Source organism: Cryobacterium sp. Hh7 (assembly GCF_004403155.1).
GTDB classification, from domain to species: Bacteria; Actinomycetota; Actinomycetes; order Actinomycetales; family Microbacteriaceae; genus Cryobacterium; species Cryobacterium levicorallinum.
The window spans coordinates 169,694-190,618 of the sequence record NZ_SOHG01000015.1 but is presented as its reverse complement, the minus strand read 5'-3'; the positions used below and the strand labels follow the sequence as shown (position 1 = coordinate 190,618).

General features: G+C 67.3%; 25 protein-coding genes and 1 riboswitch. Of the genes, 12 read left to right on the top strand and 13 right to left on the bottom strand.

All coding sequences use genetic code 11. The features are described 5' to 3' along the window. Positions 1 to 180: 180 nt before the first annotated feature. Both E3T43_RS18665 and E3T43_RS04830 read right to left on the bottom strand, forming a co-directional pair. Positions 181 to 345, bottom strand: coding sequence for a hypothetical protein (locus tag E3T43_RS18665; RefSeq protein WP_166791233.1), 165 nt, complete (start codon positions 343 to 345; stop codon positions 181 to 183). Between the two features lie 318 nt (positions 346 to 663). Next, on the bottom strand, positions 664 to 1,440 hold the full coding sequence (locus tag E3T43_RS04830; protein ID WP_134471538.1) for an MBL fold metallo-hydrolase: 777 nt from the start codon (positions 1,438 to 1,440) through the stop codon (positions 664 to 666). An 89-nt stretch (positions 1,441 to 1,529) separates the two neighbouring features. Between E3T43_RS04830 and E3T43_RS18660 the strand changes: the two genes are divergently transcribed. Continuing rightward, positions 1,530 to 2,378, top strand: a complete 849-nt coding sequence (locus E3T43_RS18660; protein ID WP_166791232.1) for an NUDIX hydrolase — start codon at positions 1,530 to 1,532, stop codon at positions 2,376 to 2,378. Between the two features lie 79 nt (positions 2,379 to 2,457). On the opposite strand, the gene E3T43_RS04820 is transcribed toward E3T43_RS18660, so the two are convergent. The 4 genes from E3T43_RS04820 to E3T43_RS04805 all read right to left on the bottom strand — a co-directional run bounded on the left by E3T43_RS04820 (position 2,458) and on the right by E3T43_RS04805 (position 5,756). Beyond that, the gene (locus E3T43_RS04820) at positions 2,458 to 3,372 is read right to left on the bottom strand and encodes a hypothetical protein (protein WP_134471537.1); all 915 of its coding nucleotides are present in this window, start codon (positions 3,370 to 3,372) and stop codon (positions 2,458 to 2,460) included. Positions 3,373 to 3,486: 114 nt separating this feature from the next. Continuing rightward, a complete protein-coding gene (locus E3T43_RS04815) occupies positions 3,487 to 4,365 on the bottom strand; it encodes a universal stress protein (protein ID WP_134471536.1) in 879 nt (292 codons plus the stop codon). Positions 4,366 to 4,483: 118 nt separating this feature from the next. Continuing rightward, positions 4,484 to 4,678 carry a flavodoxin family protein gene (locus E3T43_RS18990; protein ID WP_134471535.1) on the bottom strand — a complete coding sequence of 65 codons (195 nt, stop codon included), beginning with the start codon at positions 4,676 to 4,678 and terminating at the stop codon, positions 4,484 to 4,486. Between the two features lie 22 nt (positions 4,679 to 4,700). Continuing rightward, the gene (locus E3T43_RS04805; RefSeq protein WP_134471534.1) at positions 4,701 to 5,756 is read right to left on the bottom strand and encodes a zinc-dependent alcohol dehydrogenase family protein; all 1,056 of its coding nucleotides are present in this window, start codon (positions 5,754 to 5,756) and stop codon (positions 4,701 to 4,703) included. Between the two features lie 212 nt (positions 5,757 to 5,968). Here E3T43_RS04805 and E3T43_RS04800 point away from each other — a divergent pair, with 212 nt between their 5' ends. Further along, positions 5,969 to 6,823: a universal stress protein gene (locus tag E3T43_RS04800; RefSeq protein WP_134444055.1), complete on the top strand. Its 855-nt coding sequence runs from the start codon at positions 5,969 to 5,971 to the stop codon at positions 6,821 to 6,823. 65 nt (positions 6,824 to 6,888) lie between these two features. After that, the gene (locus tag E3T43_RS04795) at positions 6,889 to 8,655 is read left to right on the top strand and encodes a GAF domain-containing sensor histidine kinase (RefSeq protein ID WP_241978816.1); all 1,767 of its coding nucleotides are present in this window, start codon (positions 6,889 to 6,891) and stop codon (positions 8,653 to 8,655) included. Here E3T43_RS04795 and E3T43_RS04790 read toward each other — a convergent pair. Continuing rightward, positions 8,555 to 9,214 (bottom strand): response regulator transcription factor, encoded by a 660-nt coding sequence (locus E3T43_RS04790; RefSeq protein ID WP_092448320.1) that lies wholly within the window; start codon positions 9,212 to 9,214, stop codon positions 8,555 to 8,557. The genes E3T43_RS04795 and E3T43_RS04790 overlap by 101 nt on opposite strands. Before the next feature lie 119 nt (positions 9,215 to 9,333). Then, complete coding sequence (locus E3T43_RS04785; RefSeq protein WP_104131557.1) at positions 9,334 to 9,645, bottom strand: metal-sensitive transcriptional regulator; 312 nt, start codon at positions 9,643 to 9,645, stop codon at positions 9,334 to 9,336. 126 nt (positions 9,646 to 9,771) lie between these two features. Here E3T43_RS04785 and E3T43_RS04780 point away from each other — a divergent pair, with 126 nt between their 5' ends. From E3T43_RS04780 to E3T43_RS04760, 5 genes are all read left to right on the top strand, one after another. Continuing rightward, positions 9,772 to 9,999 carry a heavy-metal-associated domain-containing protein gene (locus E3T43_RS04780; RefSeq protein WP_134471533.1) on the top strand — a complete coding sequence of 76 codons (228 nt, stop codon included), beginning with the start codon at positions 9,772 to 9,774 and terminating at the stop codon, positions 9,997 to 9,999. Between the two features lie 38 nt (positions 10,000 to 10,037). Next, on the top strand, positions 10,038 to 12,227 hold the full coding sequence (locus tag E3T43_RS04775; protein ID WP_241978815.1) for a cation-translocating P-type ATPase: 2,190 nt from the start codon (positions 10,038 to 10,040) through the stop codon (positions 12,225 to 12,227). Between the two features lie 199 nt (positions 12,228 to 12,426). Then, complete coding sequence (locus E3T43_RS04770) at positions 12,427 to 14,079, top strand: FAD-dependent oxidoreductase (protein WP_134471531.1); 1,653 nt, start codon at positions 12,427 to 12,429, stop codon at positions 14,077 to 14,079. Further along, on the top strand, positions 14,076 to 14,378 hold the full coding sequence (locus E3T43_RS04765) for a rhodanese-like domain-containing protein (RefSeq protein ID WP_134444051.1): 303 nt from the start codon (positions 14,076 to 14,078) through the stop codon (positions 14,376 to 14,378). Before E3T43_RS04770 ends, E3T43_RS04765 begins: the two co-directional genes overlap by 4 nt. Before the next feature lies 1 nt (position 14,379). Beyond that, positions 14,380 to 14,646: a metal-sensitive transcriptional regulator gene (locus E3T43_RS04760; protein WP_105033762.1), complete on the top strand. Its 267-nt coding sequence runs from the start codon at positions 14,380 to 14,382 to the stop codon at positions 14,644 to 14,646. Positions 14,647 to 14,744: 98 nt separating this feature from the next. Here the strand turns inward: E3T43_RS04760 and E3T43_RS04755 are convergent, their stop codons facing one another. Genes E3T43_RS04755 through arsB form a run of 3 tightly spaced genes read right to left on the bottom strand, consistent with a single transcriptional unit; the run spans position 14,745 to position 16,874 of the window. Continuing rightward, positions 14,745 to 15,383 (bottom strand): arsenate reductase ArsC, encoded by a 639-nt coding sequence (locus E3T43_RS04755; protein WP_134471530.1) that lies wholly within the window; start codon positions 15,381 to 15,383, stop codon positions 14,745 to 14,747. Between the two features lie 2 nt (positions 15,384 to 15,385). Then, positions 15,386 to 15,790 carry an arsenate reductase ArsC gene (locus E3T43_RS04750; RefSeq protein ID WP_104131561.1) on the bottom strand — a complete coding sequence of 135 codons (405 nt, stop codon included), beginning with the start codon at positions 15,788 to 15,790 and terminating at the stop codon, positions 15,386 to 15,388. A gap of 16 nt (positions 15,791 to 15,806) precedes the next feature. After that, the gene (gene arsB, locus E3T43_RS04745; RefSeq protein WP_198414315.1) at positions 15,807 to 16,874 is read right to left on the bottom strand and encodes an ACR3 family arsenite efflux transporter; all 1,068 of its coding nucleotides are present in this window, start codon (positions 16,872 to 16,874) and stop codon (positions 15,807 to 15,809) included. A gap of 146 nt (positions 16,875 to 17,020) precedes the next feature. Between arsB and E3T43_RS04740 the strand changes: the two genes are divergently transcribed. The 4 genes from E3T43_RS04740 to crcB all read left to right on the top strand — a co-directional run bounded on the left by E3T43_RS04740 (position 17,021) and on the right by crcB (position 19,059). Further along, entirely contained in the window at positions 17,021 to 17,380 is a 360-nt protein-coding gene (locus E3T43_RS04740) for a helix-turn-helix transcriptional regulator (protein ID WP_134471529.1), read from the top strand. 181 nt (positions 17,381 to 17,561) lie between these two features. Continuing rightward, positions 17,562 to 18,062, top strand: a complete 501-nt coding sequence (locus E3T43_RS04735; protein ID WP_134471528.1) for a universal stress protein — start codon at positions 17,562 to 17,564, stop codon at positions 18,060 to 18,062. A gap of 88 nt (positions 18,063 to 18,150) precedes the next feature. Further along, positions 18,151 to 18,220, top strand: a riboswitch (Fluoride riboswitch). After that, a complete protein-coding gene (locus tag E3T43_RS04730) occupies positions 18,218 to 18,682 on the top strand; it encodes a CrcB family protein (RefSeq protein WP_241978814.1) in 465 nt (154 codons plus the stop codon). (Overlaps the previous riboswitch by 3 nt.) Further along, the gene (crcB, locus tag E3T43_RS04725; RefSeq protein WP_134471526.1) at positions 18,679 to 19,059 is read left to right on the top strand and encodes a fluoride efflux transporter CrcB; all 381 of its coding nucleotides are present in this window, start codon (positions 18,679 to 18,681) and stop codon (positions 19,057 to 19,059) included. Before E3T43_RS04730 ends, crcB begins: the two co-directional genes overlap by 4 nt. A 374-nt stretch (positions 19,060 to 19,433) precedes the next feature. Here the strand turns inward: crcB and E3T43_RS04720 are convergent, their stop codons facing one another. Beyond that, positions 19,434 to 19,946, bottom strand: a complete 513-nt coding sequence (locus E3T43_RS04720; RefSeq protein ID WP_134471525.1) for a CHY zinc finger protein — start codon at positions 19,944 to 19,946, stop codon at positions 19,434 to 19,436. 1 nt (position 19,947) lies between these two features. Continuing rightward, positions 19,948 to 20,835 carry a thioredoxin domain-containing protein gene (locus E3T43_RS04715; RefSeq protein ID WP_198414311.1) on the bottom strand — a complete coding sequence of 296 codons (888 nt, stop codon included), beginning with the start codon at positions 20,833 to 20,835 and terminating at the stop codon, positions 19,948 to 19,950. Between the last annotated feature and the right edge of the window lie 90 nt (positions 20,836 to 20,925).

The following is a 20,925-nucleotide window of genomic DNA, read 5'->3' as shown; positions in this document are numbered from 1 at the left end:
ACAAGAACCATACCGCTCGGTCTGTTTTGTACGCAAAGTCAGGGAAGGGATGGCGAGCTGCGTACGGAGTGCAGGCTGGGCCAGCTGCGGGCGAACGGATGCTGCGGTGCGGGCGGGTGCGGCGGCATCCGTTCGCGCAACGTGGGTTTTCGGGCGCAGCCGACCTCGAGCGTTTGGGCGCTACCCCGCGGGGGCCGCCGGGTCATCGCCGCGGGTCCACGCGATGGCAATGAGCCGGCGCTGCACGTCGAGGGTCTTGCCGTCGTCGCGGCGGCGGGCGGGCGTTGCCGCGTCGAGGAAATCCTCGACGGAGGTTTCGGTGGGTTGCGTCTTGTTTGCGGCCAAGGCCTCAGTTTTGCGCGTGCAGGCCTCTTCTGCTGCCGGGTCGAAACTCGACTCGTCGATCTCGGCGCGTGCGCCACACAGCCGCGGCGTGCTTCGGGCGGATATGGTGGGCAGAAAGGAGTCGCCTCCCGGTTACACGTGATTGGAAACAGCACCATGGCCCAAAATCCCAAACAGAGCAACAAGGTTGCCCGAGCGGCAAGCTCAGGCATGCGGAACGCACGGTTCAGCGCTGAAGCGGATACCGCCGCGGCAAGAGCCCGCGCCCTGAGGGCCAGCCACCTGGAGAAAAAGAAGCCCGGCAAGTAGCTTTGCGGGTCAGCTGCTGCCGCGCAGGTAGGCCAGCTGCGCGCGAACGGATGCCTCGGCGGCGAACCGCACCGCGGCATCCGTTTGGGCGTAGACCACGTCGGTAACATGAGCCGTGCTCGCATCGTCGCCAAGCTCTCGCAGGGCGGCACGCACCTGGTCGAGACGCTCGCGCCGGTGGGCGAGGTAGGTGTCGCAGCTGGCGGCGAGGTCGGGCAGCACCGGGCCGTGGGCCGGCAGCACAATGGCCGGGCCGAGCGCGCGCAGACATTCGAGTGAGGCGAGGTAGTCGGCGAGGGTGCCGTCGATGATGGAGGTTCCGCGGCCGAGAATGGTGTCGCCGGTGAGCACCGAGCCGGTCGGGCCGTCGTCCGGCAGGTGCAGGCAGACGGAATCGTCGGTGTGCCCGGGGGTGTGCACGATGTGGATGCTGGTGCCGCCAGCGTCGATCAGTTCACCGTCGACGAGGGGGTCGCCGCCCAGGCAATACGCCGGATCGAACGCCCGCACCGGGGCTCCGGTCAGTTCGGCGAACCGTGCGCTCGCGGCCGTGTGGTCGGCGTGCCGATGGGTCGCGAGCACGAGTGTGACCCGCCCAGCCGCGGCGAGGGCAGCGAGGTGGCCATCGTCGAGGGGACCGGGGTCAACCACGACGATGTCGGTCGTGCCGGGCGCGGCAATGATGTACGAATTGGTGCCGTCGAGGGTCATCGGCCCCGCGTTCGGAGCGAGCAGGCTGCGGGTGAATGGGCTCGTGCGCTGCGGTTGTGCGTCGTGGTCGGGCATAGCTCGCAGCTTAGTGTCGGTGTCGGTGTCGGTGCCGATGTCGGGGGTCGGCGTTAGGGTGGGGGAACCCGATCGATGAGGACGACGCGATGACGCGAGATGCACAGACCGGCCCGGTTTTGATCGGGGATGGTGCGAGCCCGGCTGCGCCTCTCGGGGTGGCCGCGACGGTGGTGTTGCTGCGTGACGGTGCCGAGGGGCCCGAGGTGTTGCTGCTCGAACGTCCGCGCCATCGCGGGTCGTTTGCCGGTGCCTGGGTGTTTCCCGGTGGTGGCGTTGATCCGGAGGACCGATTACTAACGGACGTCGCGGCGTCGGGTGGCAGCGCAGCGACCGCCGCTGCGGGTACCGAGGGTATGATCGGCGGCGCGGATGCTGGTGGTTCTGCTGACTCGGACGACCCTATCGCCCCGGCGGCAGCCGAGGCCGTCGAACAGCTCGCCGCCCGCCGGGCCGCCGTGCGCGAGGTGCGGGAGGAGACCGGGCTTACGGTGTCGGCGGATGCGCTCGTCTCGACCGCGCTGTGGATTCCGCCCTCGATCGCGCCGAAGCGCATGCGCACCTGGTTCTACCTCACGACCGCACCGGCCGGCATCATTGTGCTCGCCGAAGATGAGGTCATCGACTACGCCTGGCTTCGGCCCGCGATCGCGCTGGAGCGGCACGCATCCGCTGTGATGACGCTCGTGGCACCGACCTGGGTGACGCTGCACGGGCTGCAGGGGTTCGAGTCGGTGGCCGCGATCGTGGCGCATTTCACCGGGCGTGGGTTGGCGCACTACGAGACCCGACTCGGAGCGAGCGAGCGTGGGCAAGTGCTGTTCTGGGCGGGCGATGTGGCCTACGACGACCAGGCCCACATCGAGCAGGAAGGGGGCCGGCATCGGCTGGAGATCGGCCAGGTCCCGTGGGTGTACACGGCGAGCGATCGGGCGTAACGCCTCAGCCGCTCGTCTGGCCGTTCGATTTGAGCGCTTGCTGAACGGAACGCTCGGACGCCCGGGTAAGGCGCCCGGGTCAGGCGGCCGGGCCGACGGGGATCAGCGACGGCACGCGGCAGTTCTGGCCTCCGACGAAGTTCAAGCACTCGTCGAACACGACGGAGAACGGTACGAACGCGGAATCTCTGAACCAGGCGTTGTAGAACAGCCAGAAATTGAGGTTGCCGTAGGTCGAGCAGGCATCGCCCTCGTCACCAGCGTTTTGCACGGCCACCGGGTTGGGCTGGTAAGGCGTGTAGTTGTACAGGTTAGCCGTGGCCTGGTTTTCGATGGCGACTGGGGTTGAACCGCACTCGGCGTTGGGGTTGAAACCCACGTCGACCGTGCCGACTTTGAATGCCCGGTCGGGTTCCTGGGTGTACTGCCGAAACTGCCAGGCCGCGTTGTAGACCTGGTTGAAGAACCCGAAGTACTGGGCGTCGCAGTCGGCGGTGTCCGGGCACCCGTAGCCGGTGGCGCGCAGGTAGCCCGATTCGCTCGGCCGGGTCAGCAGGGACTGCTCCTTTTGCAGCAGCACCAGCAGCACCTCGGGGCTGATCGTGCAGGCCGCCGCAATCTTCGCGATAATGCGGGCGGCGGTCTCGTTCGCGCCGCCGGTATAGGGCAGGCAGTGCCCGGCGCCCTTGGCCGGTTGGCTGGTCGTCGTCTCGCGGTACTCCCAGAGGCACGGCACGCCGTCGCTCGGGGCGCAGGAGCGGTCTTCGAGAAAATCCTGGATCTCGCTCTCGGTGAGGGCATCCGGGTTGAAGAAGTTGTAGTCGCTGATGATGAGGCCGGGGTCGAACGGAGCGGGTTCCGTCACCGCGGTCGGCAGCGGGGCTGCGGTAACCGGTGGCGTCGGAGAGGTGACCAGGGTCGCCAGCAGCCCCAGCAGAGCTACGCCGGTCGCCAAAATGCGCAGTCGGCGAGGGGGCAGCGCAAATGTGCTCATACCAAAACCCTAACCGCGGGCGGCCAGCTCGCGGCACTCAGGACGGAAGCGGGCACTCGTTCCCAGGGGTGCCAGCGTCTCGCACGAGTGCCGCGAGGCGCTGCCCTGTGCGGGTCAGGCCGTCGGAGCCGGGATGACCACCATCGGCGACTGGATGTTCAGCACGATCGAGTGGCTCACGGAGCCGAGCAGCAATTTCGACAGGCCTGTGAAGCCGTGGTCGCCGACGACCAGCAGCGCAGCCCCGCGGGCTGCGTTGAGCAGCACCGACTGGGCCGGGCCGCGCACCAGCGACGGACGGATACGCACCATCGGGTAGCGCGCGGCGACGATACGCAGCGACTCGTCCAGGATGCGCCGGTGCGAGGTCTCCAGGGTCTCCAGAAACCGGGCGTCAGGTTCGGTCGTGTCGCGCCAGACCAGCGGTTCCTGCCAGGCATGGATCGCGATGAGGTCTTCGCCGGAACGCTCGGCTTCGGCCGCCGCGAATTCGATGGCGGCGTTGGAAGCAGCCGAACCGTCGACGCCGACCACAACGCCGGTGTGCCCGGTGTTGAACGGCACAGCGCTGTCGCCCTCCGGAATGATCGCGACGGGTCCGTTGGCCGAACCGGCCAGGCGTGCCCCCAACGACCATTCGTAGCGCAGGGTCGACCCGCGGCGACGGTGGGTTCCGACGACGACGAGGGTGTTCGTTCCGCTCAGCGCGCGCAGTTCGGAGATCGGGTCTCCGGAGAGCAATTCGGAGTGCACCGTCAGCGCCGGGTACTTCGCGCTGACCCGCTCCGCATCATCGCTGAGTACCTCGCGGGCGCGTGCTGTCGTGGACTCCAGCGCGAAATAGTCCGCCGACGACACCGTGCGATCGAGCACCTGTACCAGCGTGAGGTCCCCGCCGGTTGCACGGGCCAGCGACCAGTTCAGGGCCGCTCGGGCCGGCTCCGTTCCGTCCCAGGCAACCACCATCTTGGCGGTAGTGAGCGTGTCAGTCATGAGCCCAACCCTTTCTGCGGTGCTGGGCCGTGAGTGGATGCTCGGGTGACCGTCGCCGACTTCTACTTTTTAGGTTAGCCACGGCGATCATCCCCAAGTAGGGCCGAAAGTCACGAGATTAGCGACGACATCCGCTCAGCACGGTACGCAACGCCGGTAGATTTCGGGACACGTCGCGATTGGGGCGGAGCCAGATCGGGCAGGGAGCCGAACCATTCCCGCACGCCTCGGCCGGGGCCAGGCCATTCCCGATCGCCTCCGCGACGAGACGGGTGTTGCCGTACATCGATTCGTAGACGATCAGGGCGCGCATGAAACCTCCCGGGGAAACGTTGTTAGCGGGTGATGACGACCTTGAGGGCCTTGGTTTCGGCGGCGCGAGCAAAGGTGTCGTAGGCCTCGAGGAACTGGTCGAAGTTGAAGTGGTGCGTGGCCAGTTTCTCCGCCGGCAGCTTCTTGCTCGCGACGAGCTTGAGCAGCATCTTCGTGGTGTTGGCGTTGACCAGCCCCATGCTGATGTTGATGTTCTGAATCCAGAGGTTCTCCAGGTGCAGGTCGACCGGCTTGCCGTGCACGCCGACGTTGGCGACGTTGCCGCCCGGGCGCACGATTTCGGTGGCCATGGTGAAGGTCTGCGGAATGCCGACGGCCTCGATGGCCACGTCGACGCCGGCGCCGTCGGTGAGGGCCAGAACCTGCTCCTTCCAGTCGGCGGCACCGGAGACGACCGTGTCGGTCGCGCCAAAGGAGCGGGCCTGCTCGAGGCGGTTCTCGTCGAGGTCGATCGCGATGATGGTCGCGGCGCCGTACAGGCCCGCGGTCGCGATGGCGGCGAGGCCGACCGGGCCGGCACCGATCACGGCGACGACATCGCCGGGCTTGACCCGGCCGTACTGCACGCCGATCTCGAAACCGGTCGGCAGGATGTCGCTGAGCATGACGCCCTGGTCGTCGCTGACGCCTTCCGGCAGCTTGTGCAGGGAATTGTCGGCGTAGGGAACGCGCACGAACTCGGCCTGGGTGCCGTCGATGAGGTGGCCGAAGACCCAGCCGATGCCGGAGGCGCCCTCATCGCCGAGACAGTGCGAGTAGAGCCCGTTGCTGCAGTTGCTGCAGTGGCCGCAGCTCTTGATGCAGGAGATGATGACCCGGTCGCCGACCTTCAGATTGCTGACGGCTGAACCGACCTCGGTGATTGTGCCGACGCCCTCATGGCCGAGGATGCGGCCGACGGTGACGGCGGGAACGTCGCCCTTGAGAATGTGCAGGTCGGTGCCGCAGATCGTGGTGGTGTCCACGCGCACGATCGCATCGGTCGGGCTGTGCAGCGTCGGATCCGGAACGTCGGTCCAGCTCTTCAGGCCGGGGCCGCCATAGACAAGTGCCTTCACGGGGTATCTCCTTGGTTCGTGGGCGGGCAAACGACCCGTCAGAGCCACGCTAGTTCTGGAGCTCCTGCGCCCAACAGGGCCGAAAGTCCCGTTGGGAAAAACCCACCTAATCGGGACTTCCGGCCCTTCTATTATTCTGCGCGCACTGGGAGGATGAGGCGTAGGTGGTGCACTACACCGCTGTGACCTGAGCTATCAGAAGAGGTAGAGCAATGAACCGGATGATTGTGGTTGGCATTGATGATTCTGCCGCCGGCGAGACCGCCCTCGCGTGGGCCATGCAGCGAGCCGAGAACGTGAAGAGCCCGGTGACCCTCATGCACACCGTGTACGAAACCTGGCTGGCCGATGGCTACGGCTACTACGATTCCATTCTCGACGCCGAGAAGAAGCTGCTCACCGACGCCGGCACCCGCGCCGCCGCCCTGGCCCCCACCGTCACCACCCACACCGAGTTGCGCACCGGCAGCGCGCCGCGCGTACTCAGCGAGTTGTCCAAGGAAGCCGAGCTCATCGTGGTCGGCACTGATCGAAAGGGCCGGGTCGAGGGCGAACTGTTCGGCAGCGTGAGCCTGCAGATTGCCGCGCTCGCCACCTGCCCCGTCGCCGTCATCCCCTCCCTGCCCGAAATTGAGCGCTCGGGCGTGTACGTCGGCGTGGATGGCTCAGCCGATTCCGTGGCGGCCGTCGCGTTCGCCGCCGCCGAGGCCGACCGCACCGGCCAGGAGCTCTACGCCCTGTACGCGGTGCACCTGCCGAACCGCCGCGTGCTGCGCAGCATCCCGGCAGACGCCGTGACCGAGCGCATGGAAGAGGAACGCATTGTGCTTGCCGAGTCGGTGGCCGGCCTGACCGCACGTTACCCCGACCTCACCGTGCACCAGGTTCTGGAGACCGATGAGTCGCCGGCCCGGGCGCTTGTCGCTGCCGCCAGGCGCGCCCAACTTCTCGTGGTCGGCAGCCGTGGCCGCGGGTCGCTGACCCGTCTGCTGATGGGATCGGTCAGCCACGAGGTGCTGCTGCACATCACCTGCCCGACAATTGTGACGAGAACCACCCACAAGTAAGATCACCTCCCACCAAACCGTGCCAAGGTAAGAGCACAGATCGCTGACTGGGTGGGGGGAACACGGTGTCGGATCAGAGTATCGCCGAATTGGCGCTCACCCAGGACCGCATGCGTGGCCTGCTTGATGCCGTCGTGTCGGTTGCTGAGGACCTCAGCCTCGAAGCGGTGCTCGAGCGTGTGGTGACCGCGGCCTGCCAGCTAGTGCAGGCCCGGTACGGTGCCCTCGGAGTGATCGGCAGTGGTCCCGTCCTGAGCCACTTCGTCACCGTCGGTTTCGATGAGGAAACCGTTCACCGGATCGGGGCGCTGCCGACCGGCCACGGCGTCCTCGGCCTGCTCATTCGCGAACCGCGCCCGATCCGGCTGCACGATCTGCACGAGCACGCCGACTCCTTCGGGTTTCCGGCCCATCACCCGCCGATGAAGTCGTTCCTCGGCGTTCCGGTTCGGGTGCGCGACACGGTGTTCGGCAATCTCTACCTCACCGAAAAAGAAGGCGGCGGCGACTTCACCGACGAAGATCAGGAACTGGCCGTCGCGCTCGCCGCGGCCGCCGGCGTGACGATCGAAAACGCCCGTCTCTACGACGAGGCCCGCCGCCGCAGCCGCTGGTTGGAGGCGGTCGCGGCGATGGGCCGCGACCTGCTGCGCCCGGACGACGGTGACGAGAACAACGGCCTCGATCTGGTGGTGCAGCGCGTCCTCGTCGCTTCCGGTGCCGAATTGGCCGTGATCGGGTTTCCCACCGACGACAGCCTGTACTGTGCGGCCGCTGCCGGCGTGGACGCCTCGGCCGAAGTCGCCGTCCGCCTGGTCGGCGGCACGGTACTGCTGCGCCCCGGCACGCTCGACGAACTGCACGACACCGGTGCGTCCTCAGCCCTCGGCAATCCGCCTATTCTGAGACAGGATGCAGCGTCCCCGGCCTCCGCGGCGCAGTGGTCGCTCCTGGGTCCCACACTGGTGGCCGCACTGGGGCCGGCCGGCGACGGGCAGGGCGTGATTCTGCTGTCGCGAGCACCGGCATCCGCTGCCTATAGCCGCACCGATGTGGAGATGAGCGCGGTGTTCGGCACCCAGGTATCGCTCGCGCTCGAGCTGGCCACGGTGCACCGGATGCGCGAGGAGCAGGCGGTGCTCGGCGACCGCGACCGGATCGCGCGCGACCTGCACGACCTCGTCATTCAGCGGCTGTTCGCCGCCGGGCTGAGCATGCAGAGCCTGCGCCGGTTCACGAACGATCCGGTTGCGCTGGACCGCATCAACGCGGTGACGACCGAGCTCGATGAGACCATTCGTGAACTGCGTGACACGATCTATTCCCTGCGCGGAATGGCTCAGGACACCGGCACGCTGAGCAGTCGCATTCTCGCCGTGATCAAGGAGGGCGCGCAGGGTCTGCCGTTCGCCCCGCGCATCCGCCTGTCCGGGCCGATTGACGGACCGCTCGCCGATGACCTCAGCGGCAGCCTGCTCGCTGTGATCTCGGAGGGGCTGAGCAATGCTGCTCGCCACGCGCAGGCGACCAGCATTGACATTTCGGTGGACGCCCAGGACGAGCGGATCAAGCTCGTCATCGCCGACAACGGCATCGGTTTCAGCAAGCCGGCGCGGCGCAGCGGCCTGGACAACCTCAAGGAACGCGCGGCGCTGCTCGACGGTAAATTCTCGGTGCGCAGCACCCTCGGCGAGGGAACCCGGCTGCGCTGGTCTGTGCCGGTGCCGGAAATTACAGTCGGTGTTCGTCTCCACGTTTCGCAACGAACACGGCAGCCTGGGTTCGGCGCTGAAAGTCCAGCTTCGCGAGCATCGACGACACGTAGTTCTTGACGGTCTTCTCCGCCAAAAACATGGTCTGGCCGATTTCGCGATTGGTCAGCCCCGCGCCGATGAGGTCGAGCACCTTGCGTTCCTGCGCGGTGAGCGTGGCGAGCCGGGCATCCTGGGGGTCGGCCAGGCCGGCGATGATGCCCGCCTTGATCGCCGGGTCGAAGAGGGATTCGCCCGCCGCCGCGCGCCGAATCTTGCCGAGCAGGTCGGTGCTGCGAATCTCCTTGAGCAGATAGCCGGCCGCGCCGGCCAGAACCGCACCGCGCAGCGCCTGCTCGTCGTCGTAACTGGTGAGAATGAGGCACTGCTGGGCCTCGTCGACCGAACGCACGTCCCGGCAGACCTCGATGCCGGTGCCGTCGGGCAGACGGGCATCGAGAATGGCCACGTCGGGACGCAGCTCGAGAATGAGCGGGGTTGCCTCGGCGGCCAGGCCGCAGTCGGCCACGACCTCGAACCCCTCGCCCTCGAGCAGCTCACGCAGTCCGCGCCGGACCAGCTCGTGATCGTCGAGAATGAAGACCCGCACGGGAGCGGCCGTGGCGGCATTGCTGTTCATGGGGGTCCCTCTTCAATCGGCACGGATGCTGTCGGCACGGATGCTGGCCGGTGCGTATTGCTGACTGTTAAGTGTCGCGCCGGGCTGCACTCGGGGACTAGGGCCAAAGGTCCGGTCCTTTAGGAACGCACCAGACGTGCGATGGCGGCGGAAGCCTCGCGGAGCTTGGCCTCGGCTTCGGCGCCGCCAGCGACAGCGGCGTGCAGCACGCAGTGATTCAGGTGATCGTCGAGCAAGCCGAGTGCGACCGATTCGAGGGCGCTCGTCATGGCGGAGATCTGGGTGAGGATGTCGATGCAGTACTTGTCGTCGGTGACCATTCCCTGCAGCCCGCGGGCCTGACCTTCGATGCGGCGCAGACGTTTGAGGTAGGCATCCTTGTTGGAGATGTAGCCGTGCGGCCCGTCGTGGGTCGACTCTGACTCGTTCATACGGTTATCCTCTGCGTCGTCGTTAGTGTCCCAGTGTACCCCCTCGGGGTATAGTAGTGCTCTGAGTACCCCCAAGGGGTATGCTCGAATGAGACCCCTTCGCGGGGAGACAGAAAGGTTCTGACCATGAACAGCACGACCACCGCCTACGGCGTTGACGGAATGACCTGCGGTCACTGCGTCGCGAGCGTGACCGAAGAGATTGCAGCTCTCGAAGGGGCTGAGAACGTCACCGTGGAACTGGTTAAGGGTGGCACCTCGCAGGTGACCGTCACGAGCGCCGCCCCGCTCGACCGTGCTCTGGTTGCCGCAGCCGTTGAGGAGGCGGGCTACCAGCTGGTGTCCGAGGCCTGATGTCGGATGGTCAACAGGTAGACCTCCTCGTCGGTGGGATGACCTGCACCTCGTGCGCTGCCCGCATCGAGAAGAAGCTCAACCGGATGCCCGGGGTCGCCGCCACGGTTAATTACGCCACCGAAAAGGCGAGCGTTTTCGTGCCGGCCGGCACGAGCGTCGACGACGCCATCAAGACGATTGAAGCCACCGGCTACACGGCCGTGCGGCCCGCAGCCGCGCCCGTGGCGGACACCGGCGACCCCGAGCTGGCCACCCTGCGCCAGCGCCTGCTCGTCTCGGCCGCGCTGACCGTGCCGGTCGCCGCCCTGTCGATGATTCCGGTGTTGCAGTTTACGAACTGGCAATGGCTGGCCCTGACCCTCGCCGCCCCGGTCGCCATCTGGGGAGCCTGGCCGTTCCACCGCGCCGCCTGGGTGAACGCCCGCCATGGCGCCGCGACCATGGATACCCTGGTCAGCGTCGGCGTGCTCGCCGCCCTCGGCTGGTCGCTCTATGCCCTGTTCTTCGGCATGGCCGGGATGGCCGGCATGACCATGAGCTTCACTTTCTCGGCCACCCCGGGAGGCGGCGCCGATGAAATCTATCTCGAGGTGGCATCCGCTGTCACGGTGTTCATTCTGGCCGGGCGCTACGCGGAGGCGCGGGCCAAACGCAACTCCGGGGCGGCGCTGCAGGCGCTGCTCGAACTCGGCGCGAAGGAAACTACGCTGCTGAAGGATGGCGTGGAGAGCCGGATCAGCACCGCGCTGCTCGTGGTCGGCGACGAGTTTGTGGTGCGGCCGGGGGAGAAGATCGCGACCGACGGCCTGATCGTGGACGGTTCGAGTGCGATTGACGCGAGCCTGCTCACCGGCGAATCGGTGCCGATCGAAGTCGGACCGGGCGACAACGTTGTGGGGGCAACCCTGAATTCCGGCGGGCGCCTCGTGGTGCGGGCCGTCCGGGTCGGCGCTGACACCGAGCTGGCCCATATCGGCCGACTGGTGGAGCAGGCGCAGACCGGCAAGGCCGAGGTGCAGCGTCTGGCGGACCGGGTCTCCGCCGTGTTCGTGCCGATCGTGATCGGGCTCGCCCTGGCGACCCTGGCCGGCTGGCTGCTGGTCGGTGCCGGCGCGACGATGGCGTTCACCGCGGCCGTCGCGACGCTCATCATCGCCTGCCCGTGTGCCCTCGGGCTCGCCACGCCGACCGCGCTGCTCGTGGGAACCGGGCGCGGCGCGCAACTGGGCATTCTGATCAAGGGGCCGCAGGTTCTGGAATCCACCCGCCGGGTCGACACCATTGTTCTCGATAAGACCGGCACGATCACGACCGGGCGTATGACGCTGTCGAGCGTTGTGCCACACGAGTGCGGCTCTGTCGATGAGTTGCTGGCTCTGGCGGGGGCGGCGGAAAGCGGGTCGGAGCATCCGATCGCCCGCGCCATCACGGCGGGTGCGGTGTCGAAGCTCGGCCCTTTGTTGCCGTCGTCGGCGTTTCTGTCGGAGCAGGGGCTCGGGGTGCAGGCCGAGGTAGACGGCCGCCTGGTGCTGGTCGGCCGGCCCGCGTGGCTGGTTGAGCGGTGGGGGCTTAGGGTGCCGATTGAGCTGCAGGCCGTGCTGGGCACCGCCGAGGGGCTCGGCCAGACCGCCGTCATGGTGGCCTGGGAGGGCCAGGTGCGCGGCGTGCTGACCGTCGCCGACACAGTGAAGCCGACGAGCGCTGGGGCGGTCGAGCGCTTTCGGGCGCTCGGGCTGACGCCGATGCTGGTCACGGGCGACAATCTCGCGGCGGCGCAGAATGTCGCCGCCTCGGTCGGCATTACCGACGTGACCGCCGGGGTGCTGCCCGCCGACAAGGCCCGGGTGATTGCGCGGTTGCAGGCGGAGGGGCACGTGGTGGCGATGGTCGGTGACGGCGTGAATGACGCCGTCGCCCTGGCGACCGCTGACCTCGGCATTGCGATGGGCTCGGGCACCGATGTCGCGATCGAGGCGAGTGACCTCACGCTCATGCGCAGTGATCTGCTCGCCGCAGCGGATGCCATCCGCTTGTCTCGGCGCACCCTCACGACGATCAAGGCGAACCTGTTCTGGGCCTTCGCCTACAACGTCGCGGCGATTCCGCTCGCGATGGCCGGGCTGCTGAATCCGCTGATCGCCGGCGCTGCGATGGCCCTGTCTTCGGTGTTCGTGGTGACCAACAGTCTGCGGTTGCGCGGCTTCCGCGCGCTGCCGGTCGCCTGAGTATTTCCTTCCGGACCTCCTGTGTTTCCGGGTTCGGGCTTTCGGGTTTCTTGTTTCCGGGCCCGGGCCCGGTCGCTGGGCCCATGATCGATCATGGGCCCGCTTCCGCAAGGTGGGCCCGGGCAAGCGGATGCCGCCGCCGCGCCCGCAGGCTTGTGCCCTGGATACCCTCTAGGGTTTAATTTGAATGGAGGCAAACGTGAAAATCATCATTGTGGGCGGCGTCGCCGGCGGAATGTCGGCGGCTACCAGGTTGCGCCGGCTCGACGAGAGCGCCGAGATCATCGTGTTCGAGCGCGGACACTACGTCTCGTTCGCGAACTGTGGCCTGCCGTATTTCGTCGGGGGAATCATCCGTAAGCGCAGTGATCTGCTGCTGCAGACCCCCGAATCTCTCGGAAGTCGTTTCGCGCTCGACGTGCGCATCGACACCGAGGTCGTGCAGATCGACCGCGTCGAACAGACCGTTTCGGTGCGTAATCTGCTCACCGGCGAAGAAAGCATCGAGAGCTACGACCGCCTCGTGCTCGCCGCCGGCGCCTCGGCGCGTTCCGGTGCGACCGACAGCACCATTCCCACCCACACGCTGCGCACGGTCGATGACGTCGACCACATCACCGCGGTGCTCGCGGGCGTCGAAACGGCATCCGCTGTGGTCATCGGCGGCGGATTCATCGGCCTCGAAGCCATCGAAAACCTCGTGCACCGCGGGGTGCAGGTGACCCTCGTGCAGCGCGGCAGCCAGATCTTCACCCCCCTCGACCCCGAAATGGCCGCGCCCGTGCTTGACCGGCTGCGCGAACGCGGCGTCGACGTGCGCCTGGGCACCGTCGTGACTGGAGCGTCGGGGCAGAGCGTCACGCTCAGTGACGGAACGACCGTACCCGCCGACCTCGTGATCGACGCGAGCGGCGTGAGCCCCGACGTGACCCTCGCCGAGCAGGCTGGTCTGCGCATCGGCGAGAGCGGCGGCGTCTGGGTCGACGGCACCCAGGCCACCAGCGATCCACTCATCTTCGCGGTCGGCGACGGCGTCGAGAAAACGGATGCCGTCGACGGCTCCGGCACGCTCGTCACCATGGCCGGCCTCGCGAACCGCCACGGCCGCTCCGTCGCCGACAGCATCGCCGGCACTCCCGAGCAGGCGGAGCCGGCCGTCGGCGCCGGAATCGTCGCCATCTTCGGCCTCACCGTGGCCACCGTCGGCTGGAACGAGAAGCACCTGATCGCCGCTGGGCGCGCCCACCGCATCGCACACACGCACCCCGCCAACCACGCCGGCTACTTCCCGGGCGCGGAGGGGATGTCGATCAAGCTGCTCATCGATGCCGCGACCGATGCAATTCTCGGCGCGCAGATCGTGGGCGGTGCGGGGGTGGACAAGCGCATCGACGTACTCGCGGTCGCGATGGCGGCCGGGATGACGGCATCCGCTTTGACGCGTCTGGAACTCGCCTACGCGCCGCAGTATGCCTCGGCAAAAGACCCGATCAACCAGCTTGGATATGTCGCCGACAACCTCGCGCAGGGAACGAGCGTGAACCTGCAGTGGCACGAGCTGGAGGCGGCGCGCGCGGCCGGCGCTGTGCTCGTGGACGTGCGGTCGGCGGGCGAATTTGCCGCCGGCAGCATTCCGGGCGCACTCAACGTGTCACTCGACGAGTTGCGAGCCCGACTCGCTGACCTTCCGCCGGTGCCGCTGATCGTGCACTGCCAGGTCGGTCAGCGCGGCCACACCGCCGCGCGCATTCTCACCCAGCACGGATTCGACGTGCGCAACCTCGACGGCGGCTACCGCACCTGGCTGGCCGGAACCGTCACTTCACCCATTTTGGAAAGAGCCCTCGCATGAAAGAAATCACCGTCACCGAGCTGTCCGCGCTCACCGCACCCGTTGTCATCGACGTGCGCGAACCGTGGGAGTACGAAGCCGCCCACGTTCCCGGCGTGATCCACATTCCGATGGGCGAGGTCGTCGGGCGAATCAGCGAGATTCCAGCGGATGTTCCGGTGCACGTCATCTGCGCCCTCGGCGGACGCAGCGCGCAGGTGGCGGAGTATCTGGCCGCGCACGGCCACGACGCCGTGAACATTGCCGGCGGCACCACCGCCTGGCAGCAGGCCGGTCTGGCGACCGAGCAGGGGGCCTGAGATGGACGACGTTCGCGCCGCCGAGCAGAAAAAGATCCTGAACCGGTTGCGCCGGGCGCAGGGGCAGCTGACCGCCGTCATCGCCGCGGTCGAGGGCGGCGGCAATTGCCGCGACGTCGTGACCCAACTGGCTGCCGTGTCGAGTGCCCTCGACAAGGCCGGCTTCGTCATCGTGTCGACCGCGATGCGCGACTGCATCGCGAACCCCGACAACGAGAACTCGCTGACGGTCCCCGAGCTTGAGAAGTTGTTCCTGACGCTCGCGTAGGGCGTGCGGGCTGGGTTCAGCTCGCCGGGGCCACCTGAAAAAAACGGGCCCCGGGATCTGTCCGGGGCCCCGTTTCTCGGCCCGGGCCAGAAGGGGACTCAGACGGCGGGGGTCACTCCGAGACCGGCCAGCATCTCCGTGACGTTCGCCCGGATCTGGTCGCGGATGCGCCGCACCTCCTCGATCGGCTGGCCGGCCGGATCGACGAGCTCCCAATCGACGTAGCGTTTGCCCGGGTAGATCGGGCAGGCATCGCCGCAGCCCATGGTGATCACGACGTCCGCCGCCTGCACCACGTCGTCCGTGAGCGGCTTCGGAAATGACTCGTCGAGCGACAGGCCCAGTTCGGCCATGACCGCGACCATGGTCGGGTTCAGCTCGGGCAGGGGCATCGATCCGGCCGAACGCACGTGCACGGCACCGCCCGACAGGGCATTGGTGAACACCGCGGCCATCTGCGAGCGGCCGGCATTCTGCTCGCAGACGAACAGAACCTCGGGCACCGGTCGCTCGATCGCACCCTTGGCCTGGCCCAGCGCGTTCAGGCGTTCGCGAGCAAAGCGTGCCGTGCGGGTCGTCAAATGAGCCTTCACGCTCGACGTGCGCAGCAGCCCGGTATAAGACTCGAGCACGTAACGTTCGACGGTCTCGGCGGCGAAGATGCCCTGAAACTGCTCGGCGAGCTCACCGGCGAGGCGCTTGAGCGACTCTTCCGGGTAGGTCAGGCCGGGAAGCATGCCTAAGCCTCGACCGGCAGAATCTCGGCGAGCAGCGCCTCGATGCGCGCCTTGATCTCATCGCGAATGGGGCGCACGCTTTCGATGCCCTGGCCGGCCGGATCGTCCAGCTTCCAGTCCTCGTAACGCTTGCCCGGAAAGATCGGGCAGGCGTCGCCGCAGCCCATTGTGATGACGACGTCGGACTGCTTGACGGCCTCGGTCGTGAGGATCTTCGGCACGTTGCCGGCGATGTCGATGCCCTCTTCGGCCATCGCGGCGATCGCGACCGGGTTGATCTGATCCTTCGGCTCCGAGCCGGCCGAGAGCACCTCGACGCGGCCCTGCGACAGTGCGGTCAGAAAGCCAGCGGCCATCTGCGAGCGTCCGGCGTTGTGTACGCAGACAAACAGTACGGAGGGTTTCATTTCTAAGTTCCTTCAGTTAGACGAGGGTACGAGTGGATGCTGCGGCCGGCGCAGAGTCGGCCGCCGGCATCCGTTCGGGAAAGAGTCGCGGTTTCAGCCAGAGCGCGACGTAAACGAGCGCGACGAGCGCCGGCACTTCGATCAGCGGGCCGACGATGCCGGCGAGGGCCTGGCCACTGAGGGCGCCGAAGGTTCCGATCGCGACGGCGATCGCAAGCTCGAAGTTGTTGCCGGCGGCGGTGAAGGCCAGCGTCGTGGTGCGTTCGTAGCTCAGGCGCAGCAGGCGCCCGGTGAGGAAACCGGCGAGGAACATCATCGCGAAGTAGACCAGCATAGGCAGTGCGATGCGGGCCACGTCGCCGGGGTGGTCGATGACCTGCTGGCCCTGCAGGGCGAACAGCATGACGATCGTGAACAGCAGTCCCCAGAGCGCGAACGGGCCGACCCGGGGCAGAAAGCGCGCCTCGTACCAGTCGCGGCCGCGGCGGGCCTCACCGATGCGGCGAGACAAATACCCGGCCAGCAGGGGAATTCCGAGGAACACCAGCACGCTCGCTGTGATCGCCCAGATCGAGAACTCGGCGCTCGTGGTGGGCAGACCGAGCCAGGCCGGCAGTACCTGCAGGTAAAACCAGCCAAGGGCACCGAACGCGACGACCTGGAACACCGAGTTCACGGCCACGAGAAATGCTGCGGCTTCGCGGTCGCCGCAGGCGAGGTCGTTCCAGATCAGCACCATGGCGATGCAGCGGGCGAGGCCGACGATGATCAGTCCGGTGCGGTATTCGGGCAGGTCGGGCAGAAAGATCCAGGCCAGGGCGAACATGAGCGCTGGACCGACCAGCCAGTTCAACAGCAGAGAAGAGATCAGCAGGCGCTTGTCGGAGGCGACGGAACGGGCATCCGTGTAACGCACCTTGGCGAGCACCGGGTACATCATGATCAGTAACCCGATGGCGATCGGCACGCTGATCGAGCCGATCGTGAACGCGTGCAGCAGATCGCCGACGGCCGGAACGAACACGGCGAGCAGCAGGCCGAGGCCCATGGCGGCGAGGATCCAGACTGGCAACAGCCGGTCCATCGCGCCGAGTCGGGTGGGGGCAGGTGCCGTAATGCTCACGAATCTCCAAGTCTTGACGACAGCGATTCGCGGTAACATTGATCGTTGTCGATGTCCACGCTAGATCAATACATTGACCAATGTCAATCTAAGGAGGATCTGTTCAGATGGCGTTTACCCGGACCCTGCCCCTGACCGACATTTCTCAAGCGGATGCCTGCTCCTCCCCGCTGGCGCGCGCAGCCATCGCCCCGGACCATGCAGACTCCCTGGCCCGCTCGCTCAAGGCCCTCGCTGACCCCGCCCGACTGCGCATCATCTCGATCGTGGCAGCCCACGCCGACGCCGAGGCCTGTGTCTGCGACCTCACCGACCAGCTCACGCTGAGCCAGCCAACCATCTCGCACCACCTGAAGGTGCTCGTCGACGCGGGTTTTCTCAGTCGGGCCAAGCGGGGAACCTGGTCGTATTACAGTTTGGTGCCCGGCTCGCTCGACTCCGTCGCGGGCGTGCTCGCCGCCGTCTGAGGTCGGCCGCCTGATCGCGTCCGGGACCTGAGCCGTCCTGTCAGGCCGCCGTTCGTGCTGATGGCCGGCGCCGGGGCATCCGTTTGTGTCGTGTGTCGTTTTTCGAATTGTTCGGTTTGTTCTGGCCCTATGCGCTCGGCGCAATTGCTGTCAAGCTGACGCCAGGGGAGAGGAGCCACCCGTGAGCACCTATGTGATCATCGGCGTGATTCCGGGCCAGCCCGACGCCGTTGTGCTGGAGGCCGCTGCCTTTGCGGCCCGGTTTCAGGCCGAGCTGGTCTGCGCCACGGTCGATGCTGGCCGATATTTCGTGGATGAGTTCGCCGATGGAGGCGTTATCTCCCTGCCGGTCGACCCCGACCTTGACGACACCGATGACGACGGATTCAGCGTGGCCCTCCGCGCTCATCTGACGACCCTGCTCGATGGCAGCAACCTGGTCTGGTCTGCCCGGGCGGTGGCGGGCGATCCGGCCCGTGCCCTCGCCCACCTCGCCGACACGCTCGACGCCGCGATGATCGTGGTCGGTACCCGCGAATCCGGCGTGCGGGCCAGCGTGCAGGAATTCTTCGGCGGCTCCGTGGCCGTACACCTCGCCCACCGGCAGCACCGGCCGGTCGTCGTCGTTCCGCTCGCCCCGGTAGCGTTCCGCGACGAGCTGCCGTGGGAGTCGGAGCGGTAGCCGTCCAGCCGCGCGGGTATCTCGCGCCGCAGCGATTACCTGCCGCAGTCGCCACGTGCCGGAGGCCTACCCGGGTGCAGGCGTGTATTCTGGCCTCGGCGATGGATCCCGCCGGAGCATCCGCTCAAACTGCCCGCGCTGATGGTTCCTACTCATTGCGACGGAATCACACCGGGCAGGACACCATCGACGAAATCACGCCGCGCGCCGCGCATCTGCGCTGGCGCTACCTCGGCCTGGTGTTTCTCGGCGGGACGGCGGGCACCGCCCTGCGCGAAGCTCTCTCGCTCGTGCTTCCTGACGGTCGCCTACCGCTGACCACGCTCGGAATCAACCTACTCGGTGCCCTGTTGCTTGGCCTCCTGCTCGAGGCCCTCGTGCGCAGCGGACACGATGCCGGTGGCCGCCGCAGCCTGCGACTCCTGCTCGGCACCGGTCTGCTCGGCGGTTTCACGACCTACAGCGCGCTCGCGACCGCGAGTGCACTGCTACTCATCGGCGGTGAGATCGGCCTCGCGCTCACCTATGCTCTCGGTACCGTGCTGCTCGGCGGCGTGGCCACCGGGCTCGGCATCGTGCTCGGCGTCGCTCTGCACCGGCATCCGGGGGCGAACGGATGACCCCGCTCCTGTTCCTGGGGATCGCCTGCGCCGGCGGTGTGGGCGCGGCCGCCCGGTTCTACCTCGACGGCCTCGTGCGATCCCGCCTCGGCGGGGCGTTTCCGTTCGGCACGACCATCATCAACGTGAGCGGCTCGCTGCTGCTTGGCCTCGTCACCGGCCTCGCCCTGAACCACCTGCTCGCGCCGGAGTGGAGCCTCGTGATCGGCGTCGGTCTGCTCGGCGGCTACACGACGTTCAGTACGGCGAGTTTCGAGACCGTGCGACTGGCCCAGCAACGGCGGTATCTCGCGGCGCTGGCCAACGGGATCGGCATGCTCGCGGCATCCGTGGGCGGCGCAGCACTCGGTCTGTGGGCGGGGCTGGCGCTCGGCTGACTCTGCCTCTGGCTCTGTCTCTGGCGCCCGCGAGGCCGGGCCCATGTTGCGAACGGGGGCCCATGATCGATCATGGGCCCGCTTTCCGGGCCCGGGCCCGGAAAAGATTGGGCCTGAAATGGGAGCCCGAGGAATGGGGTGCGTGCGCCGCCGCGAGGTGCCATCTTTGGCCCCTTGGATTTCTTGAGGTGCCAACTTTGCCCCCTTGGCCGGAGCTCATGGGGCCAAAGTTGGCACCTCACCAGAGATGACCAGCGTTCACGGGGCGGAAGTTGGTACCTCGCGTGGCGTGGCGGGGTTCATGGGGCCAAAGTTGGCACCTCACCAGAGGTGGCCAGCGTTCAGGGGGCTGAAGGTATCGGCCCGCGGCCGGATCAGCCGTCGGACTCCTCGAAGTAGAGGTGGGCGTGCAGGCGGCAGCCGGGGTTGAATTCGGCCGCGCAGTGCGGGCAGCGCTCGACCTGGCGATACTCGGTGATGCTGAGCTCGCGGTGGCAGGCCCCGCACAGAATCGCGAGCTCCGACCACTCGGACTGTGGCCACCGACCGGCCGCATGCGGAACGGGTTCGCCCCGCACAGCCTCGTCGTGGCACTGGTAGCACGGGTAGTAGCGCCGGCAGCAGGCGAACCTGATCGCGACGATGTCCAGTTCAGAGTGAAAGTGGATGCAGCGGGTCGCCGAATCGAGAACCGCCCCGAACACGGGCGGCGCGGCATCCGTTTTCGCGGATGCTGCGCCGGCATCCGGCGGTGGAACTGCGCTCGCCCTGTTGGCGGGGCTGGCGCTGGGCTGAGAACGTCGGGCCCAGGTTGCGGAGCCGGGCCCATGATCGATCGTGGGCCCGCTTTCCGGGCCCGGGCCCGGTCGATGAATCGGGCCGTACATGCTATTCGCCCGACTCGGCATCAGCGGACGCCTGCTCAGTGACGAAGGCTTCGAAAGTGGCGGCATCGCTGTTGGAGCCCGAGTACTTCACGCCATTCACCAGCACCGTCGGGGTTCCCTCGATTGCATCAGTGTCGGAGTTGGGAATCGGTCCCTCGAGCGCACGTTGCGTCGAGGCGTCGACCCAGTCGGAGTAGGTCTGATCGGCGATGCAGCGGGCGACCTCGCTGGAGGTCACCCCGGACCCCTCAACCAGGCTGGTCAGCTCGGCATCGGTCAGGCCGGTCGTGTTCTCGGCGGGCTGATCGGCGAACATAGCCGCGTTGAAGTCGAGAAAGTTGTCGGGGGCATAGTTGGCCACGCAGGCAGCCGCGTTTGCGGCGCGGGTGGCGTACTCGGTGCCCGACGACAACCGGTCGAGAATCGAGATCGGGTGAACCTCGACCGTGGCATTTCCGGCGGTGACCCACTCGGTGATCTGCTCGCCGTTGGTGGCCTCGAAATCGCCGCAGATCGGGCACAGATAGTCGATGTACATCACGATGTTGGCCGTGTCGACAAGCGCGCTCTGGTCGGTGGCGATCGGGTCGGCATCCGCTTCGAGAGCTGCTGTCGCGGCGGCGGAAACCGTCGTGCCGTCGCTACCGAGCAGGATGCCGTCGCTGGCCATGTTGGCCGGGCTCGCCGCTGCCGGGGCGGTGACGTTGTTCACGATGACCACGGCGACGATGGCGACCACGGCGAGCAGGCCGATACCGATGCCTCCGCGCAGAAAGAGTCGACGGCGTTTGTCCCGATTGACCTGCTCGGCGCGCATGAGGCGGGCGGTTTCGCGGGCGTCTTCGCGTCGGTCCTTCTTGGGCGGGCGGGCCTGGCCGGAAGTGCTCATGCGGAAGTTCACCATTCGTTTGTCGCTGCTGTTGCCTACGACGTTAGCGGCCCTGCCTAACGGTCTGGTTCCGGGAGCCTGTGAGGCGAC

Bases quoted from the DNA above. Each gene is read 5' to 3' on its own strand.
- E3T43_RS04830 (WP_134471538.1), bottom strand. From the start codon at position 1,440: ATGCCCGACCACGACGCACAACCGCAGCGCACGAGCCCATTCACCCGC.
- E3T43_RS18660 (WP_166791232.1), top strand. From the start codon at position 1,530: ATGACGCGAGATGCACAGACCGGCCCGGTTTTGATCGGGGATGGTGCG.
- E3T43_RS04820 (WP_134471537.1), bottom strand. From the start codon at position 3,372: ATGAGCACATTTGCGCTGCCCCCTCGCCGACTGCGCATTTTGGCGACC.
- E3T43_RS04815 (WP_134471536.1), bottom strand. From the start codon at position 4,365: ATGACTGACACGCTCACTACCGCCAAGATGGTGGTTGCCTGGGACGGA.
- E3T43_RS18990 (WP_134471535.1), bottom strand. From the start codon at position 4,678: ATGCGCGCCCTGATCGTCTACGAATCGATGTACGGCAACACCCGTCTC.
- E3T43_RS04800 (WP_134444055.1), top strand. From the start codon at position 5,969: ATGAACCGGATGATTGTGGTTGGCATTGATGATTCTGCCGCCGGCGAG.
- E3T43_RS04790 (WP_092448320.1), bottom strand. From the start codon at position 9,214: ATGAACAGCAATGCCGCCACGGCCGCTCCCGTGCGGGTCTTCATTCTC.
- E3T43_RS04785 (WP_104131557.1), bottom strand. From the start codon at position 9,645: ATGAACGAGTCAGAGTCGACCCACGACGGGCCGCACGGCTACATCTCC.
- E3T43_RS04780 (WP_134471533.1), top strand. From the start codon at position 9,772: ATGAACAGCACGACCACCGCCTACGGCGTTGACGGAATGACCTGCGGT.
- E3T43_RS04775 (WP_241978815.1), top strand. From the start codon at position 10,038: ATGACCTGCACCTCGTGCGCTGCCCGCATCGAGAAGAAGCTCAACCGG.
- E3T43_RS04765 (WP_134444051.1), top strand. From the start codon at position 14,076: ATGAAAGAAATCACCGTCACCGAGCTGTCCGCGCTCACCGCACCCGTT.
- E3T43_RS04760 (WP_105033762.1), top strand. From the start codon at position 14,380: ATGGACGACGTTCGCGCCGCCGAGCAGAAAAAGATCCTGAACCGGTTG.
- E3T43_RS04755 (WP_134471530.1), bottom strand. From the start codon at position 15,383: ATGCTTCCCGGCCTGACCTACCCGGAAGAGTCGCTCAAGCGCCTCGCC.
- E3T43_RS04750 (WP_104131561.1), bottom strand. From the start codon at position 15,790: ATGAAACCCTCCGTACTGTTTGTCTGCGTACACAACGCCGGACGCTCG.
- arsB (WP_198414315.1), bottom strand. From the start codon at position 16,874: ATGGACCGGCTGTTGCCAGTCTGGATCCTCGCCGCCATGGGCCTCGGC.
- E3T43_RS04740 (WP_134471529.1), top strand. From the start codon at position 17,021: ATGGCGTTTACCCGGACCCTGCCCCTGACCGACATTTCTCAAGCGGAT.
- crcB (WP_134471526.1), top strand. From the start codon at position 18,679: ATGACCCCGCTCCTGTTCCTGGGGATCGCCTGCGCCGGCGGTGTGGGC.
- E3T43_RS04720 (WP_134471525.1), bottom strand. From the start codon at position 19,946: ATGTACGGCCCGATTCATCGACCGGGCCCGGGCCCGGAAAGCGGGCCC.
- E3T43_RS04715 (WP_198414311.1), bottom strand. From the start codon at position 20,835: ATGAGCACTTCCGGCCAGGCCCGCCCGCCCAAGAAGGACCGACGCGAA.